This is a genomic window from Fictibacillus barbaricus (genome assembly GCF_031457135.1).
In the GTDB taxonomy this organism is placed as follows: Bacteria; Bacillota; Bacilli; order Bacillales; family Fictibacillaceae; genus Fictibacillus; species Fictibacillus barbaricus_A.
Window position 1 is genome coordinate 194614 of sequence record NZ_JAVDWA010000005.1, and the last position, 18482, is coordinate 213095.

The 18482-nt window shown below is 40.2% G+C and carries 16 protein-coding genes; 4 read left to right on the plus strand and 12 right to left on the minus strand.

The genetic code is table 11. The features are described 5' to 3' along the window. Positions 1 to 219 precede the first annotated feature (219 nt). The 3 genes from J2X07_RS14885 to J2X07_RS14895 all read right to left on the minus strand — a co-directional run bounded on the left by J2X07_RS14885 (position 220) and on the right by J2X07_RS14895 (position 4421). Positions 220 to 2280, minus strand: a complete 2061-nt coding sequence (locus J2X07_RS14885; RefSeq protein WP_310260342.1) for a sigma 54-interacting transcriptional regulator — start codon at positions 2278 to 2280, stop codon at positions 220 to 222. Positions 2281 to 2498: 218 nt separating this feature from the next. After that, positions 2499 to 3266 carry a 3-hydroxyacyl-CoA dehydrogenase gene (locus J2X07_RS14890; protein WP_310260345.1) on the minus strand — a complete coding sequence of 256 codons (768 nt, stop codon included), beginning with the start codon at positions 3264 to 3266 and terminating at the stop codon, positions 2499 to 2501. A gap of 270 nt (positions 3267 to 3536) precedes the next feature. Beyond that, positions 3537 to 4421: a radical SAM/SPASM domain-containing protein gene (locus J2X07_RS14895; RefSeq protein ID WP_310260347.1), complete on the minus strand. Its 885-nt coding sequence runs from the start codon at positions 4419 to 4421 to the stop codon at positions 3537 to 3539. A gap of 193 nt (positions 4422 to 4614) precedes the next feature. Between J2X07_RS14895 and J2X07_RS14900 the strand changes: the two genes are divergently transcribed. Continuing rightward, positions 4615 to 5805: an MFS transporter gene (locus J2X07_RS14900; protein WP_310260350.1), complete on the plus strand. Its 1191-nt coding sequence runs from the start codon at positions 4615 to 4617 to the stop codon at positions 5803 to 5805. Between the two features lie 183 nt (positions 5806 to 5988). On the opposite strand, the gene J2X07_RS14905 is transcribed toward J2X07_RS14900, so the two are convergent. Further along, entirely contained in the window at positions 5989 to 7338 is a 1350-nt protein-coding gene (locus J2X07_RS14905) for an FAD-binding oxidoreductase (protein ID WP_310260353.1), read from the minus strand. 700 nt (positions 7339 to 8038) lie between these two features. Here J2X07_RS14905 and J2X07_RS14910 point away from each other — a divergent pair. The 3 genes from J2X07_RS14910 to J2X07_RS14920 are packed head-to-tail and all read left to right on the plus strand — an operon-like array spanning position 8039 to position 10505. Continuing rightward, a complete protein-coding gene (locus J2X07_RS14910) occupies positions 8039 to 9970 on the plus strand; it encodes a DUF2075 domain-containing protein (RefSeq protein WP_310260356.1) in 1932 nt (643 codons plus the stop codon). A gap of 57 nt (positions 9971 to 10027) precedes the next feature. Continuing rightward, complete coding sequence (locus J2X07_RS14915; RefSeq protein WP_310260359.1) at positions 10028 to 10354, plus strand: nucleotide pyrophosphohydrolase; 327 nt, start codon at positions 10028 to 10030, stop codon at positions 10352 to 10354. A 1-nt stretch (position 10355) separates the two neighbouring features. Further along, positions 10356 to 10505 carry a hypothetical protein gene (locus J2X07_RS14920; protein ID WP_310260362.1) on the plus strand — a complete coding sequence of 50 codons (150 nt, stop codon included), beginning with the start codon at positions 10356 to 10358 and terminating at the stop codon, positions 10503 to 10505. A gap of 17 nt (positions 10506 to 10522) precedes the next feature. Here J2X07_RS14920 and J2X07_RS14925 read toward each other — a convergent pair whose 3' ends face one another. The 8 genes from J2X07_RS14925 to walK form a co-directional block, all read right to left on the minus strand. Continuing rightward, positions 10523 to 10918 (minus strand): hypothetical protein, encoded by a 396-nt coding sequence (locus J2X07_RS14925; RefSeq protein WP_310260365.1) that lies wholly within the window; start codon positions 10916 to 10918, stop codon positions 10523 to 10525. 85 nt (positions 10919 to 11003) lie between these two features. Further along, positions 11004 to 11483, minus strand: a complete 480-nt coding sequence (gene rlmH / locus J2X07_RS14930) for a 23S rRNA (pseudouridine(1915)-N(3))-methyltransferase RlmH (protein ID WP_310260366.1) — start codon at positions 11481 to 11483, stop codon at positions 11004 to 11006. Positions 11484 to 11564: 81 nt separating this feature from the next. Continuing rightward, positions 11565 to 11729, minus strand: a complete 165-nt coding sequence (locus J2X07_RS14935) for a CxxH/CxxC protein (protein WP_396194341.1) — start codon at positions 11727 to 11729, stop codon at positions 11565 to 11567. Positions 11730 to 11941: 212 nt separating this feature from the next. After that, complete coding sequence (locus tag J2X07_RS14940; protein WP_310260369.1) at positions 11942 to 13141, minus strand: S1C family serine protease; 1200 nt, start codon at positions 13139 to 13141, stop codon at positions 11942 to 11944. A 444-nt stretch (positions 13142 to 13585) separates the two neighbouring features. Further along, positions 13586 to 14383 carry an MBL fold metallo-hydrolase gene (locus J2X07_RS14945; protein ID WP_310260372.1) on the minus strand — a complete coding sequence of 266 codons (798 nt, stop codon included), beginning with the start codon at positions 14381 to 14383 and terminating at the stop codon, positions 13586 to 13588. A 16-nt stretch (positions 14384 to 14399) separates the two neighbouring features. After that, the gene (locus tag J2X07_RS14950) at positions 14400 to 15248 is read right to left on the minus strand and encodes a two-component system regulatory protein YycI (protein WP_310260376.1); all 849 of its coding nucleotides are present in this window, start codon (positions 15246 to 15248) and stop codon (positions 14400 to 14402) included. Continuing rightward, positions 15249 to 16661 carry a YycH family regulatory protein gene (locus J2X07_RS14955; protein WP_310260379.1) on the minus strand — a complete coding sequence of 471 codons (1413 nt, stop codon included), beginning with the start codon at positions 16659 to 16661 and terminating at the stop codon, positions 15249 to 15251. Continuing rightward, positions 16658 to 18481: a cell wall metabolism sensor histidine kinase WalK gene (gene walK, locus J2X07_RS14960; RefSeq protein ID WP_310260382.1), complete on the minus strand. Its 1824-nt coding sequence runs from the start codon at positions 18479 to 18481 to the stop codon at positions 16658 to 16660. Before walK ends, J2X07_RS14955 begins: the two co-directional genes overlap by 4 nt. Position 18482: the final 1 nt, after the last annotated feature.

Consider the following 18482-nt stretch of genomic DNA (forward strand, 5'->3'; position numbering starts at 1 on the left):
CTGCCCGCCTGTCCCGCAGGACAAGGAAGGCTTCGATAGCTTATCATCGCACGAAGAAAATGTGAATTTCATTTTCGAGGAGTCTCGTACCTTCCATTCCAATCAACTTTCAATGAAGTATTTAGCAACCATCTATTAGAGAAATCTTATGATGGATTTGTTTTTTTGCCCGACAGCCAAACAAAAAAGTGTCCCGAATTTGGACACTTTTAAACACATTTAATGAAGCTGGTATTTTTTAATTTTCTCATATAACCCCGAACGGCTGATTCCTAACAATCGTGCCGCCTTCGCTTTGTTTCCCTTCATATCTAAAAGTGCTTTTTTAATTGTTTCCAGTTCCGCATTTTCCACGAGTGAAATGGACAAGTCCGTCTTTTTCTCAGGCAGCGTCTTCAGCATGTAATCCGGAAGATCCTCCAGCTGAATTTTCCCATGCTCGGCAAATGTCATCGCCCGTTCAAGTATATTTTTTAGCTCACGGACATTTCCAGGCCAATTGAACCGCAAAAGAGCTTCTTTCGAGGCAATATCCAAACCGGTTATGGTCGTACCAAGCATCTTGTTCAGTTCCTCCATCAGCTTCTGGATTAGGAAAGGAATATCCTCCCTTCTTTCTCTAAGAGGGGGAACTTGCAGCGAGATCACGTTCAATCGGTAATACAAATCCTCTCTGAATGAACCATCATTCACCATTTCCTCTAAAGGGCGGTTTGTCGCAGCGATAATCCTTACATCAACATGAATCTTCTTTGTCCCGCCAACCCGGTAAAATTCCCGCTCCTGCAGAACTCTTAGAAGCTTTGCCTGAAGCGATACAGACATATCGCCGATTTCATCTAAAAATAGTGTGCCTCCATTTGCGAGGTCAAATTTTCCGATTTTCCCCTTTTGCCTTGCTCCGGTAAACGCACCTTCCTCATAGCCAAAAAACTCCGATTCCAAAAGGTCCTCTGGTATAGCTGCGCAATTGACGATCACAAATTTACCTTTCGATCTGGCACTGCTATTGTGTATCGCATGAGCAAAAAGCTCCTTGCCGGTACCGCTTTCTCCTCTGATCAGCACCGTTGAACGTCCTTTTGCCGCCTTAGCCGCACTCAGTTTAAGCCTCTCCATATACGGATGAATGCTCCAAATATCGTCCCAAATAAACCTAGCAGACTCAGCCTGATTGTACTGCTGATGATAGTAGCTCGCCTTATTTTCGGCACGCTGCAGTCTTTTAAACAATTCATTCACTTCGTTCAGCTGTCTGAACATCACTTTTCCGATGGCTCCAATAACCTGACCGCCTTCCATAATCGGAATGCGGTGGACAATATATTTAATACCGTTAATCTCCATCATATCGCTGACCTCAGCAGATTGCGTTTTATAAACCTTACAAAGATGAAGCTCAGGTAAAACAGTGCGAACAGACCGATGTAACAGTTCAGATTCCTGGAAGTTGAACAAATCCAAAAACGGAGGGCTGACCATTTGAATCCGTTGGTGTTCATCCGTCATAATAATACCGTCATACGCATATTCCAGCGTCGTCTCAAGCGTTTTCTTCAGTGCTTTCACCGTTTGCAGCTCGGCAGCCATCATTTCTATTTCAGACGTATCCCTAAAAAGAATGATGCACCCCTTTTTCAGTTCGCTGCTTTGAAAGGATGAAACCGTTGCTACGGTTTTCATTGATTTTGTTTCACATGGAACAATGGAATCCTTACCTGAGAAAAGGGCTTGCAAGGCAGGGAAAACAGCATCTGCTTCTTGACCTATAAAGTCTTCTTCAGCCATTCCCGTCATGTCAGACAGCTTAGGGTTCATGAAGAAAATATTTCTTTCTTCATCCGTAAGCATGACTCCTAAATTCGAATGCGCCAATATCGTCTCCAGCTGATTTTTCAGTGAGCTTAAAGAACCGAGAAGCGACATGACCATATCAGTTTTCGTCAAAATCCCAGCCACTGTGCCGTCTTTATGTATGACTACGCCTGTCCCTACATTGCTGTGTTTTACTCTCGCCTCGATCTCATCGGCAGGTGTATGAATATCAATCGTTTCAACATGACGCTTTATATATGATTTAATAGGGCCAGATAATGGACATCCTTCCTTTAACATCCGATACAGACAGCTTCTTGTAAAAACACCGACTGGCTCTCTTTTTTCATTCATCACAGGCAGAAGGTTCCACTTTTTTTGGTACATCAGCTCGATCGCTTCCAATAAACTCAGTTCTTCTGTGACCACAAAGTCAATTTCCGTCATGATGTCTCTAAGTTCCACGTCACCCACCTCCATATCACTGCTTCTATTTTACCAAACTTCTCGTTATTTTTAGAATATTCTAACTAAAAGGAGTGGAATATTTGTTAAATGAACAACAATCCATGGCATTTAGGCTAGATAGATACTCCCGAGTTAAAAAAACGACAAACCCATTCCTCTTCTTCACATAAAAAAAGGCATGACTCCTCAATTTAGGATCATGCCTTACATCATTATTATCTTGGCTGCATTCTTATGGCTCCATCAAGCCTGATTGTCTCACCGTTCAGCATCGGGTTCTCCACGATACTTTGTACGAGCTGCGCATATTCTTCAGGAAATCCAAGCCTTGATGGAAAAGGAACCATTTTTCCAAGGGAGACCCTTGCTTCTTCAGGCAGCATTTCAAACATCGGGGTATGGAACAGCCCCGGTGCAATGGTCATCACCCGAACACCGAACCTGGCAAATTCTCGAGCCAAAGGCAGTGTCAACCCTACTACTCCGCCTTTTGAAGCACTGTACGCAGCTTGGCCGATCTGCCCCTCGAATGCCGCGACAGATGCCGTATTAATGATAACTCCTCTTTCGCCATTTTCATTTTCCTCGTTTTGCATCATACTTTCTGCTGCCAGACGGCATACATTAAAGGTCCCGATCAAATTTACGGAAATGACTTTAGAAAAAAGGTCCAGGCTATGCGTTCCTTTCCTTCCAAGTACTTTTTCAGCAATGCCGATTCCCGCACAGTTTGCCACGACATTCACTGAACCCATCTTTTTTACAGCCGCAGAAACAGCGGCCACTACATCCTCTTCACTCGTTACATCGGTTTTAACAAAGGAAACGAATGAACCCAGCTCATTAATGAGTTTATGTGCACGATCCTCTGCTAAGTCTAGAATTACAGCCTGCCCGCCATTTTCAACAATTCTCCTGACCGTTGCCTCACCTAATCCAGAAGCTCCTCCAGTAACCATCGCCTTACACGCTTGAATATTCATCTTAATCCCTCCCGCCAAAGAGAGATGCAAGTTTTATGCCAATAAAGAAAACTTGGCTGACGACGTGAAGTCTTTTTCGTCAGCCTTAGTTGCGCTTATACTTTACACATAAACTTGTTACTACGTTGGTTATCCTCTTGCTAACAAGTTATACTTTCTTAAAGTGTGAAAAAGACAGGGGTGTTCCCTGTCTGAATGTCTAGCGTGTGTACATTTTATTCAAATGCTGACCAAAAAATGAACATGTTTTTCACTGCCGGTACCAACCGTCTATTTCCCAAATCGCTTTCGATAGCCGCACTTCCTGCACAGTTCCTCAACTGCTTCTCTTCGGGAAAACCCATCCACGAGATTTTTCGCGCGATCGCCTTCAATAATATCGGAAAAATGATTCTCATTGATGTTCCCTAAGTTGATAATCCCTTCCCCATCTAAACAGCAAGGGATAACGGTACCATTAGCCAAAATACCAGCTTGATTTCGAAGGCCGTAACAGAAGCCTTTTCCATCATCCTCTTCCTCATGCAGCGCCGGCCACTTAAATTCATAATCTTGATTAATGAAGATACGGTCAGCCAGTTTAATCCCGCTTCCCGGCGTGAGCTTTTCCTCTATTTTATAATCCATATTAAATTCATTCTCAATAATTTCAAGCAGTTGACGGTTGCGCTGTTTCTCCAGGTTCGTTGCATTGTCTTGCGTAAGGTTCCATAATCTTAAAGAAACAATCAATTGAGACGCACTCGTTGCTTCTTGAATAAAAGACAGGATCGTTCTCACGTATTCTTCTTTATCTGTCATACTCGGACCCACATGGCCATCAAAACTATGAAGGGAAAAATTCATTTGTCTGAGTGCAGGCTTATTTAATAGCTTGTGCCAATTTTTTTTAATAAGGGTTCCATTCGTTGTGATATTTACTTTGAACCCTTTTTCATGGGCTAAATCTAATAACTGATCGATTTTAGGGTGAAGCAGCGGCTCTCCTTTTACATGCAAATAGATGAAATCTGTAAAAGGCTTGATCTGGTCTAAACGCTTAGAAAAATCCTCTACAGAAATGAACTGTTTCACCCGCTCGGTTGGCGGACAAAAATGACAGGCAAGATTACAGATGCTCGTGATCTCTATATAAAACTTCTTAAATTTTTTCAAACTGAACTCCTCATTTCGAAAACTACTTCGTGTTCTTTTCCTATTGAAGCATAATTAATAAAAAATAGAAACGTGTTATGAGGAATTTAAGCAGTGGAACGTTGGGAAAACAAGGATTTTCCTATTAAAAATGATTTATGGTATGATAATGAAATTGTCTTTATATTTTCCTGCATCTAGAAAAGAGGTACTTATGCACGACACTGAATTAACGAAGCGCCATTGGCTGCTTATTTTAACCCTTACTTTATTAACATTTGTACTCGGGACAAGCGAGTTTGTAATCGTTGGAATCTTAACGGACATTTCCTCGAGTCTTCATATCACAAATGCAAAAGCAGGTACGCTCGTTTCTGCCTTTGCGATTACATTTGCCATTGCTACACCCATTGTGATGTCAGCAACGAGCCATTTTTCAAAACGAAAATGGATGTTGTTTTTAATTGGATTGTTCATCATTTTAAATGCGCTGTGCATTATTTCATCTAGCTATATCATACTTCTTGTGCTGCGAATGATAACAGCGATTGTTACAGGAGTGCTCATTTCACTGGCGATGATCGTTGGCAGTGAGACGATGCCTGCAGCAAAACGCGGACTTGCCATTTCATTTGTATTCGGCGGGTTTACGATGGCAAACGTGATTGGCGTGCCGATCGGAACATTTATCGCCGAACAGCATAGCTGGAACGCAACCTTCGTGTTAACTACCGTATTTGGTGTCATCGCGTTTTTGGCATCATTCTTTCAATTGCCTGAGATGAAGAATCAAAGTCGAAGTTCAATGCGTGACCAATTTTCTTTGCTGACGCACCCGCGGATTTTAATGGCTTTCTTCATCCCGTCTCTCGGATTTGGAGCGACATACGCTGTTTTCACGTATCTTGTTCCGATTTTAAAAAGTATGGATGCACCAAGCCGCTGGATTAGCTTAATCCTTTTTGGCTATGGGTTTATCTCTATTTTCAGCAACATTCTTGCCGGAAAAATTGCCAGTCACAACCCGATCGGCAGACTTCGATTTGTTTTTCTCGTACAAGCCTTTGTTTTGACCGGCTTATATTGGACAACAAATGATTTTATTTTGGGACTCGTTAATATGGGATTGATGTCATTGATGGCCATCATGCTGACAACGTCAACCCAGCTTTACCTGATTGACCTTGCAGGCATTTATCAGCCAGAAGCGAAAGGACTCGCCGCTTCACTCATGCCAGTGGCAAGCAATGTCGGTATCGCCTTCGGTTCAGCTTTAGGCGGACTCGTTTACCACCAAGGAAACTTAATGAATGTAACGTGGGTCGGCGGATTGGTTGCGATTGGAGCATGTCTCTTAACAGCAATGAGTCACCATTTAGATAAAAAACATATGAAAACAGCATAAATACAAAAAGAACTCCTTCATTCATAGGAGTTCTTTTCTTATGCAAATTACATGCATTGTATTTAGACGCACGTACGGTAACTGGCGCAAATATTACATACCATTTGTATCGGGCTTTTTACTAAACGCAAAGCAAGGATTAGATGGTGTTTATCAATGCCAGAACGATAAACAACATCCCTTTCATCTCAGACTTTGCGGAAAACGAAACACATGAAACGGATCGTACTTCTCGTTCACTCGGTTCAATCTCCGTGCATTGCCTCCAAAATACTCGTGCTCATAGTTTTTCAGATGGCTGATTGGAAAATTCACATACGAGCCTTCTGTAATGCTCTTGATGTATTCAAAGCGCTCGCGAACCCACTCCCTGTTTTCCTCCACAAATGCATCTTCTGTCCATACAGACTGAACACCCATAATATATCTGGCGTCCCTGTAGTAGAAAGCCGTTTCCTCTGGACCGACATTGCTGATAACCCCTCCAAGTGCATAGAAAGAAACAGCCGAATAAACGGAACCATCTGCTGGCTGCTCCACCACTTCTGCCATATTTTCAAGCTCACTAAGTGAATAGCTCCTATAGACAAACCTGCCTGTTGACTTGAATTTTTCAGATGGAGGATACGACGCTTCCACTTTCTTCACCGCTTCAAGAAAGGACGATTCTTCTAACGTCACACGGAACCCTTCCACCTGTGCAAAAGGCTGTAGGATCTTCCGCGCTTCATCTTGTGAGCCATAAAAGAATCCAGTCGCGTAAATACCTAGACCCTCACCTTCCGCATTGTAAAAGCTCGCAACCAAAGTCATACGTTTATCCAAATTGGGCTGCCAATGTTGCCATATATTCATCACATGTGCCTGCTTTGCCTTCGTTGTACCGACATAATAGAACCTGACAATGGTGACAGAACGGTTTGTTGGTTTAGGCAATTGAAAAGTCATGCTCACTACAACGCCAAAGTTACCACCGCCAGCACCGCGGCACGCCCAGAAAAGATCAGAGTTACAGTATTTGTTTGCCATAATGAGCCTTCCCTCGTAATCTACCAGTTCCAACTCAAGCAAGCTGTCACACCCCAATCCGTAAAGACGGCTGGAGAATCCCCAGCCTCCACCGAGTGTAAAACCTGTTACACCAACGGTCGGGCACGTTCCCCCTGGAAAAACAAACCCATGTGAACCGACAAAATCATACACTTCCGTATTCTTTGCTCCCGCTCCGATCGTTAGGATGTTCCGTTTCTTGTCCAATTTCAACGCATTCAATCGACTCACATCAATGACCAATACACAATCACCAGTAGAATATCCTTCATAATGATGTCCGCCAGATCTGATGCGGATGCTGACACAACGCTTACGTGCCCAGCGAATCGCGTTCACCACATCCTGCTTTCTTTCACAATACACGATCACGAGCGGAAACTTATTAATGGCACGATTCCATTCCTGGCGAGCTTCTTCATAAACAGGATCTATCGGTGTCACCACTTCACCCGTCAGTCCATTAAAATACAATGAATCCATCTTAACCTCGGCCACCTTATAAATACTAAACAGTAGTTTTTATACTATTGTATTTTCAGTGTGGGGAATGGTGCGGGTATTAGGGATTGCTAGTTATATAGAATTTGAAAAATTATAAAATGATCAATAGCCCAAGACTGACGATCCACAACATAGGAACTAAGCCGACAATGAGCGCAGTTCGGCTGTTATGCTTAACTATACGCCATGCGAAGATTGAACAAAGAATTACCGCTATTGGATATAAACTTATAAGGATAACAAATGCACTGTTCCAAAGGGCTATACCGTTGTCAAAACTCATAAACGATAATCCCCAAACGGCAAGCCAGGGAATGATACAAAGCAAATAAAGAATTTGGCTTATTATTAAAAACACCTTCATACAACATTCACTCCTTTTCGCTAGCAATACTCAGCCAAAATTTATGGTTTACCAATTTTCAATTTTCCATAAATTTTCATTTATTAATACTATACAAAAAAACATTCATTAATTCTCCCATAGTTATGCCACTTGGAAATAAGGAAGCCCAGGGGACGGTTTTACTGCTCTCTCTAAAGAAAATGAAGATTTTTCTTATAATTACTTTGAAGATGTGATGGCCACATATTATTTACATAATTTTGAATCGTTCTCTCCTACCTCTAATAATAAGTGATAAAATATAGCCAACAGACTTACCAAAGAGGTGACAACTTGATCATTTACGAAGCGACAAAAACGGAATTTATATCTGATGTTACGAACGAGCTCCTCGTAGAACGTCTTTATGAGTCATATCAAAAGAAAATAGGTAGGACTACTAAAAGTGAAATTAATTCGTGGGAAAATTCACTGCACCGTATGTCTAATGTAATGCAAGATAGAGAAATTCCTGATGATACATCAGTCGCAATCGAATTTAAGATTCCGAATACACCGAAACGTGTAGATTTTTTAATAGCAGGCCACGACGGCATTCAGGATCATGTTGTAATTGTGGAATTGAAACAGTGGTCAGAGGTTGAGAAGGTAACGTCTAAGGATGCAGTTGTGTCTACCTATCTTGGGGGAAGTAAGCGAACCGTTACACACCCTTCTTATCAGGCATGGTCATATGCAGCTTTGATTCAAGATTTTAATCAAAATGTACAGGATCAGCATATTGTGTTAAATCCATGTGCCTATCTACATAATTACCGTAAGTCTGAAAACGACCCATTGATGGACTCTCACTACTCAGATCATCTAGCTAAAGCACCTGTATTTGCAAAAGGTGAAATTCAGAAATTGAGAGATTTTATAAAAAAATACGTGCGCTATGGCGACCGTAACCAATTGATTTATCAGATTGAGCACGGGAAAATTCGGCCTTCTAAGTCCTTACAAGATTCACTTGCTAGTCTGCTAAAGGGTAATCAGGAGTTCGTGCTGATTGATGAACAGAAAGTGTTTTATGAAGATGCCTATCATTTAGCACTAAAGAGTATTAAAAATAATCAGAAGAGCGTAATGGTAATTGAGGGTGGACCCGGAACTGGAAAATCTGTGATGGCTGTGAACCTTCTTGTGAATCTTATTAATCAGGGTTTAACGGCACTATATGTATCAAAAAACTCTGCCCCGCGTAATGTTTATGCTTCTAAACTGAAAGGGACGATTAAGAAAACACAGATTGATAATCTCTTTAAAGGATCTGGCAGCTTTTATGAATCTGAAAAAAATGAATTTGATGTGCTCATCATTGATGAAGCACACCGCTTAAATGAAAAGTCAGGACTATTCAGTAATTTAGGCGAAAATCAAATAAAAGAAGTGATCCATTCATCTAAATTTACGATTTTCTTTATTGATGAAAATCAAAAGGTCACATTAAAAGACATCGGAAGCATTGACTTAATTAAAAAGTATGCCGAAGAGTTAGATGCGGAACTGATTCAGGGGAAACTCGTTTCACAATTTCGCTGTGACGGTTCTGATGCTTATATTGCCTGGCTGGATGACGTTCTTGAAATCAGGGAAACTGCAAACGCAAACGACCGCGGCGTGGATTATGACTTCAGGGTATTTGATGACCCGAATGATATGCTGAAGGAAATTGAAGAGTTAAATAAGAAAAACAAAAAATCTCGTATGCTCGCAGGGTACTGCTGGGAATGGCCGAAAAATGGCAGGACAAATACCTTCCATAAAGACATCGATATACCCGAGCATAATTTTAACATCAGCTGGAACCTCTCAGACAGCATTTGGGCTATCGAACAGGACTCTGTCTCTGAAGCTGGCTGCATTCATACATCTCAAGGACTTGAATTTGATTACGTCGGTGTTATCATTGGACCTGACCTTAGTTTTAAGGATGACCAGGTGATTACAGACTATACGAAACGTGTTAAAACCGATCAATCTCTTAAAGGGCTTAAAAAAATGGCAAAAGAAAATCCGGCAAAAGCACATGCTCTGGCGGACCAAATTATAAGGAATACATATCGAACGCTTATGACTAGAGGGCAAAAGGGCTGCTTTATCTTCTGTACAGATCCAGAATTAAATGAGTATTTCAGAGAGCGATTGAACAAATCTGTTGTTTATGAGGACTTGTCACCTAATCAGGCAGTGGTTGCTGCGGAGGATCGAAGCAAGTATTAAAAGAAGGCTTCGAGATTCTTATTTTAGAAAATAACAACAATACAAAGGGTGAGCAACATGAATGAAATTAAGCAACTAATAAAATCAATCAATGAATTTCGCGATGCAAGAGGATGGGGACAACATCATAACCCAAAAGACCTTGCCATTTCTCTTTCTATTGAAGCTGCTGAACTCCTGGAAGACTTCCAATGGAAAAGCAGTGAAGAAGCTGTGGAACAAAACATTGAAAATATCAAAGACGAAATCGCCGATGTATTTATTTACGGATTGATGCTCTGCAGTGAATTAGATTTGGATGTAGAGACCATCATTAAAGATAAGATTAAAAAGAATGGATTGAAGTATCCTGTTTCTGTAAATCTTGCAAAAAAAGGTAAATAAAATGCTTTTGTTTCTGATAAAAATAGAAGCACGAGAACCGTCCCGTGCTTCTATTCCTCATTTTCGTGAAGAATGTGATGATGAAATGAAATTGGGAATAGTACTTGTAATCATAAATCTTCCAACACTCGTAAATACTGCGGGTGTGTAATGTACCTCAACATGAATTTAGTTTTTGTTAGTTACAATTTGCTCATATTGTAGGCTAACAAAATTTTTAACTAAGTTTATTGCTTCATTAGTTTTTAACAACTCAAGAGGAACAAAAGCCTCATGCTTCTTTAATTTAAAACTTCTCAACTCACTAATATCAAAATTTAACAATTTTTGAATTTCCTTTTGAATCTCTTTACCTTTCGTAGAATCAGGTTTACCTGGGTCAACGTGTAAAATTAAACACTCGTATCTTTTATCCCCATACAACGTAGCAAATTTACTAGTTTTACCCCATAATGACAGAGGCTTGTACCCTATAGATAAGCTCTTTGGAGCAATAGTACACTTCATTGGACCTAATGAATTTAAAAACTTGTGTAACTCACCAAATATTAATAATTCATTCATGATGATCTTCTCCAGATATATTTTATAATTCAATTTTAAATAAGTTAAACTTCATATTAATCTATAATATTTTAGTTGGTTGACTTTACTTATGATACGGTTCCCCCCGATTAATCCTAAACGCCCGATAAATCTGCTCCACCAACACTAACTTCATCAGCTGATGAGGATACGTAATTTTGCCAAAAGAAATCTTTTCGTTTGCTCTCTTCATTACAGCTTCACTTAATCCCAACGATCCTCCAATAACAAAGGCGACTTTGCTTTTTCCGTATGTAGCCAGTTTGTCTAAGTTATCCGCTAAGTCTTCAGATGATATTGCTTTTCCTTCAATCGCCATTGCAATGACATGAACATCTTGTCCGATTTTGGCTAAAATGCGCTCTCCCTCTGCATCCTTCACCATATTCATCTCTGAATCACTCAACGTTTCGGGTGCTTTTTCATCGGGGACTTCAATCACATCCACTTTTGCATATGGACCAAGTCTTTTTAAATATTCGTCAATTCCTTGTTTTAAGTATTTTTCTTTTAGCTTCCCTACAGAAACAATCGATATATTCACTTGTTGAAAACTCCTTCTTCGACAAAGTTATGCACAAAAGTTATCCACATATACACATTTACGTCTAGATATTGTAGGCGTTCATATGTTCGATACTTTATATGTACCATCCTTCTCGCAATATTCACAAGTTGTTGATAACCCGTCTTCGTCTGTTAATAACTCGACAATTGGCGCCGTTTCGTACTCGTCAACAATCACGTCAATCGCAAGCTCTGCGTGCTCTTTGCAGCAAATGATCACCATTTTACAAATCTCCTTACTTATCCACAATTCTCTCCCTAACACTATCTGAAACTGCCACTTCTGTAAACAAATTATCAACAAAAAAGTTGTCCACATGTTGAATACGAAAAAAACCCTACTTGTTACATATATTACCCTCAAACGACATAATTCGCATATTAATTACAAAAATGAGACAGGAGGCACATCCCCCCCCTGTCTCATTTCTGTAATTAAGCTTGTTTTCCTAATTCAACCGATGCGGTTTTCTTTTTGCCGTCACGGTAGAATGTAATTTCCACTTTTTCACCGATCTTTGTTTTCGTGTATAGGAACTTGCGAAGTGCGATCGGGTCTTTAATCTTTTCTCCATTCATCTCTGTGATAACATCCATTTCCTTCATTCCCGCTCTAGCTGCTGGTGATGTTGGAGTTACTTCCATTACCACAATTCCCTCTTTTACACTGCTCGGAAGTTTTAGTGTTTGCTGTCTGTGATACGTATTCACTTGAGTGAGAGGAATGATATTAACACCTAAGAAAGGTCTGCGTACTTCACCGTATCTTTCAAGGTCTTCAATAATTGGAACTGCTACATCAGAAGGTATCGCAAATCCAATGCCTTCTACTTCTTGCTGAGCAATTTTTGAAGAGTTGATTCCGATTACTTGTCCCGCAATATTAATAAGTGCTCCGCCGCTATTTCCTGGATTGATCGCAGCATCTGTTTGAATAACCTCTGCTTGCCAATCTGGATTGCCATCCTGATCGATATCAACCGGAATGGAACGGTCTGCGCTTGAAACGATCCCTTCTGTTACAGATCCCGGGAAGTTTCCTAACGGATTCCCAATCGCAATCGCAGGTTCTCCGCGTTTAAGATCTCCGGATTTACCAAACTGTGCAACGTCTTTCACTTTACTTCCATCAATTTCAACAACAGCTAAATCCATTAGGGGATCTGTTCCGCGAAGTGTTCCTTTAAGTTTTGTACCATCGCTTAAAGTGATTTCAAGCTGACTCGCTTTTTCAACAACATGATTGTTCGTTACTACATAAGCTTTGTTGCCAGCTTTTTTATAGATCACACCAGATCCAGATCCTGCAGGCTGCTGGCTCCAAAAGTCTGTCTGCTGAATGTTTACGACCTCTACAACAGCATCTGAAGCTTTATCAACGGCACCTGTAACATCTGTAGCGAGATCGACATCAATGTTTTTTTCAATCGGTTTATTCTCCGGACCTAAGCCGCTCTCTTCCCCAGTGGAAGGGTATAGGTTACTAGGCAGCCAGCCTGCAGCACCTAATGCAGGTATTGCAAATAATACAAGCAAACCGCCCAGAATCGCTCCTAGCAAAGCTGGTAGAAACTTTCCGCCACGGTTTCCTTTTGGTTTAGATGAAGATTCATAATCATCATCATAATATCCCATCTTACTCATCACCGTTCCTTTCAACAATCAAGTATACGAACTATTCATAACCCATTATAAGGATTACACCCTAATTTTATGGACATTTTGGGTTATTTTTCATAATTTCCCACACTTCTTGTTATTTCCTGAAACGGTTTAATTTAAACGGACAAGTTATTAAAATGAGATCGTTCTTAAGATCGTAGCTTTTGAATGTATTATCCCTCTCATCATGAATAAGTTGATTGGAGTGCAAGGTGCGAGACTCCTCGAAAATGAAATTCACATTTTCTTCGTGCGATATATCGCTGCCGTAGCCTTCCTTGTCCTGCGGGACAGGCGGGCAGGTGAGACACTTAAAAGTGAAACGTACGAATGTGGCTCACCGTCTGCCCCGCGGAAAGCGAGCAACCTGGAACGGAAATCAACTACTTTCAAAAGCAACAATGAATACGAAGAGCCTTAAACAACGACTAATTTCGTCGGCTGGATCGCATCCGTATCATGAAGGATGACTTGATCTTTCGTCGAGATTCCGTGTGTTTGCAGCGTTTGCTCTACAGCAAGACGTGCGATATCCTTCATGTTGTTATCCTTACTCAAATGAGCGAGATAAATATTCTTAGTTTCATCGCCGATGACATCTGCTAATGCATGTCCGCAATCTTCATTTGAAATGTGGCCATGATCCCCTAGAATACGCCTTTTGATATTCCAAGGATATCGTCCCATCATAAGCATATTAATATCATGATTTGACTCAATAACAAGAGAATGGCTGTCACGGATAATGCCTTTCATCCGATCACTCACATAGCCGGTATCTGTCATAAGGGCAAGCTTTCGGCCGTTGTGATGAAAGACGTAGAACATCGGCTCTGCTGCATCATGCGAAACTCCAAATGATTCGACTTCCAGATCGTTGAATGTTTTAACCGTCTCCATCTGAAATTCAAACTTTTGTTCTGTTGCTACTTCACCGATCAAACCGTTCATCGCATTCCACGTGTTACGGTTTGCATAAATAGGGAGCTTAAACTTCCGCGCTAAGACCCCTAAACCTTTTATGTGATCACTATGTTCGTGCGTCACCAAGATCCCGTCAATGTCGCCAATTTCTCCCACAGACGCTTTTTCAAAAAGAATCTGCATTTGTTTGGCGCTTAATCCTGCATCGACGAGCAGGCGTGTTTTTTCTGTTTCTACATAAATGGCATTTCCCGTACTGCCACTAGCGAGAACACTGAATTTTAAACTCATAACTGCATGTTCCTTTCTAATCTTGCTTCCCGGATAAAACTTGAATGGAACTGTCTGTTGCATTAACTAAGTATTGGCCGTCTTCCGTTTCGATCAGCCAGGTCGGAGCATATACTTGGGAATCACCAACTAGAACGAGACTAAAATAACCTAGCTTAATGGCTTGTACATGGTCACCGCTTGTTATATGGGCAGTATCCAAAAGTCTTCCCAAGGCTTTTTTAGGCGTGATGATCTCTTGAAACCCGCCCTGTGTGTAGATAATTAAATAGGTTTGCGTATATTTCGTTAAGTTTCCTTTATCATCAAGGACAAATTTCACCATACCGCTTGGTGCTTCATAATCGGATAGTGCTTTATTTTGATCTTCAAAGTTCTGCGTATCAAAAAAGATTTGCTTGTTCAAATACGTTTGGTTGAACCATACGATATTTTTTTCTTTATCCCATTTATAAAACGTATATTCCTTGCCGCGATTCACGTTTTCTTCTAAAAATTTCGTTAGGGAAGCAATCAGATCTTTTGAATCTTTTTTGGGAAGGTCCATCGGTTTCGATAACGTGTAGTTCAAAGTAATATCGGTACTGGTTTCTTTATTCAGCTTTATTTCTTTTGACTTTGAAGCTGCTTTTTCTTCTGGCGTAAACTTATAACGCTGTGCACTGATTAACGTCTGCTTTGAATTGTATTTTGGCAGCTTATCTTCATATTTGATCTTGTTGTCTGCCAGTATTTCTTCCAATGGCTGTTCAGATAAACGAGCGATATTATTAATATCATTTTTTTGGTAGAGCTGATAGCCGAGAAAAAGATTTAAGACGAGAAATGTAAGGATAAAGATGCTTTTTGTTTTCTTCCAATCCAATTAATACCCTTCCTCTCTATCATCTTTAAATAAGGGCAACCAGCCTTTATTTACATAATTTATGAACCATCGGGGTTCGAGTTTGTAAATATGAGGTTGAGCTTGTCTTTCCATCGTAAAGCCGATCCGGATGTCCTGAATATAATTATCGTTATACTCTTTATCTATTAATTCTTGTTTAACTTTTTCACCAGATTCGATCGTCACTTTTTCTTGTAATGCATCATCAGGATACGAATTATTTTCTAAATCGAGTTGAATCATTGATCGTTCGTATGTTTTCAGCTCTGTATCATCCCATTCCAGATTCATCTGCATCTCTTTGTCTAATACAGGCAGATTGTTCACAAAAAGCCAAAAGCCCGCAGAATTCTGGGATAGATTAGATAAGATATAAGGGTTTCCCCAGCCAGCATGTGTATTAATGTAATCAATTGATTGAAAAAGAGGAGAACTATTGGTCGCATTATTTAAGTTGTAATCTGCAAAGTTGGTGTAGGTGAATCGATTTTCTAATTGATTGATCACCAATGCCGAAGTGCTGTCCGTAAAAGTAGTTTCATTGGAATCTGAAGCACTTTTAACGGCTAACGGATCCTTAAATAATACTTTCTTATATTTTTCATACGTATCGTCTGTTACGGCATTTGAAATATACGTATACCTCGTAAGTTCTTGCGGCTGTTTTGGAAAATAGAATCTATGCTTTAAATCCTGTTTATCATCCGGGTCTTCAATATCATAATACATATAAGGAACAAATTTGCGGTCCTTAATCGCTCCATTTATATCTTTTACCATGCTGCTCAAACTGATAGTAGAGTTGATCTTTTGCTTTTTCCTAGGGTTATAGGATACCAGATACCCCTCAACATTTTCAGAACCCTGATAGAGAAATAAACGGTCTACATTTTGCGGTTTGCTCGCACTTATTTCAGCATCAAAAGAAAAGACTTCTTTATAGATTTCCTGAGGCATGCCAAATGGATATATGATCTCAATATACTCATTATTCTTCATATCTTTTGACGAAAAGTTTCTAGGGTCAAACGGTGTCGCTGCTCTTACACCAGGATCAAAAGAAAATTTAGCATTTTTGATTTGTTCATGAAATTTACTTAACATATCGTTTGCTTCAATTCCATAAAGCCTATCACCTTTATGATAGATGATCTGCGTAGGGTAGACGACATCTGAAAGTTCCATTTGGTCTTCGGCATCTACTTCTTGTTTTTTTAGTGTACGTGCATCCTGCAGTCCTGGATAACTGGGTTTAAATGTCCAAAGACTCCAGGTTAATACGAGACTTAGAATGATTAATACAGTAAGACCGACTGATTTAATCAGTTCATGGTTCTCTCTAAAATAAGTGATTATCTTTCTTGCGTGTGTAATCCATTTTAACCAATTCATAGCTGTGCTCCCCTGCCCTTTTGCAAAGGAAGAGTAAAATGAATGGTTGTTCCTTGTCCCCATTCACTTTCTGCCCAAATATCTCCACCATGTGCTAGGACGATTTCCTTCGCAATTGCCAATCCAAGTCCTGTTCCGCCAATATCTCTAGAACGTGCCTTATCAACACGGAAGAAGCGGTCAAATATTTTGGAAACGTTGTTCTTTGGTATACCGACACCTTGATCTGAGATGCTGATTTTTACTTTTCTGCCTTTAACAGCTGCTAAGAACGTGATTTTTCCGCCCTCAGGTGAATATTTCATCGCGTTCGAAATAATATTATCCAAAACCTGGGTCATCTTATCCGTATCGATTTGAACCCGGATCACACTGTCTGGCAGTGAACGTGACAGCTCGATATTTTCTTTCTCAAGCATGTCAAATCGATCGATAATATCATTAAAAAATGAAATAAAATCGACCTCTCGGAAATTAAAGCGGTAATCTTTGCTGTCCATCTTTGATAGCTGCAGCAGATCCGTAACTAGCCTGATCATCCGCTCTGTTTCATTCTGTGTAACTTCCAAAAAGCGGGGTGCGATATTTTCATCCTGCCACGCGCCTTCTGCAAGAGCTTCTAAGTAGCTTCTCATCGTTGTTAATGGTGTTCTTAATTCATGTGAAACGTTAAAAACAAATTCACGGCGCTCATTGTCAATCTGCTCTTGTTCCGTTACATCATGCAATACACAAATAAGACCATTGATTGGTCCATCATCTTTTTGTATCGTTGAAAAGTTTGCTCTCACAACATAATGCATATCATCTGTGCTGAAATCGAGCAGCATCGATTCATACTCGTTATAAAGCTCTTCCCATGTGTAGTCTGTATTCAACCGAAGCAATTCTAACAGTGGCGTTCCAAGCGCATTCTGACGTGAAATATTCAGCATCTCTTCCGCTCTGTCATTCATCAGTATGATTGCCCCATCCCGATCAGTTGCAATTACACCGTCCGTCATATACGTGAGGACTGAGCGAAGCTTTCTTCTTTCACTTTCTGTAATCGCAGTCGCTTCCTGCAGCTTTTTCGTCAGGTTGTTAAACGTCATCGCCAGCTGTCCGATTTCATCATCGCCGTAAAGCTGAACCTTACGAGAGAAATCTCCACGTGCCATAACAAGTGCCTGTTTTCTCATATCTGCCATCGGTCTTGTAATGGTTCGTGCTAAAAAGACCCCGAGCAGACCTGTAATGATAAGTGCGATTACGGTTCCCGTGACTAAAATATTATTAATGCGCTGAATCTGCTTAAAGATTCCTTCGATAGACGCTTCTAAATAAATGGCCCCGAGGATCTCCTGATTGTTATCGTTGATGATTGGTTTTGCAAGAACCATGACCCGCTCTCCTTCTGGAGCAAGCATGATCTCATCATCTGTCGTTCCTTCTAGAGCCAATTTAATTTTAGGGTTAAAACTAATCTGTCCTTTAAGTTTAGACTTGTTGCTGGCAAGGACCATTCCTTCTTTATCCAAAACCTGAATCTCTTTTTCCTGAAATTCCTCGTTAATTAATGCTTGAATTTCATCATTAAGAGTTGATTTAGTGTCGTCGGTTTTCTCTTTGTAGGCTTTTTTGTCTTTCATTTTTTGCTCAACATTGAACTCTAGTAAATTCACTCTATCGTACAGTGATTTTGTAAAGTTCTGCCGCAGGTCACTTTCCAAGTTATTAATAAAATAAACACTGATGACCTGCATCGCAATTAAGATGAGCAAAACATAAATCAATACAAACTTCACATGTATTGATTTAAAAAAATTGACTTTATCCATG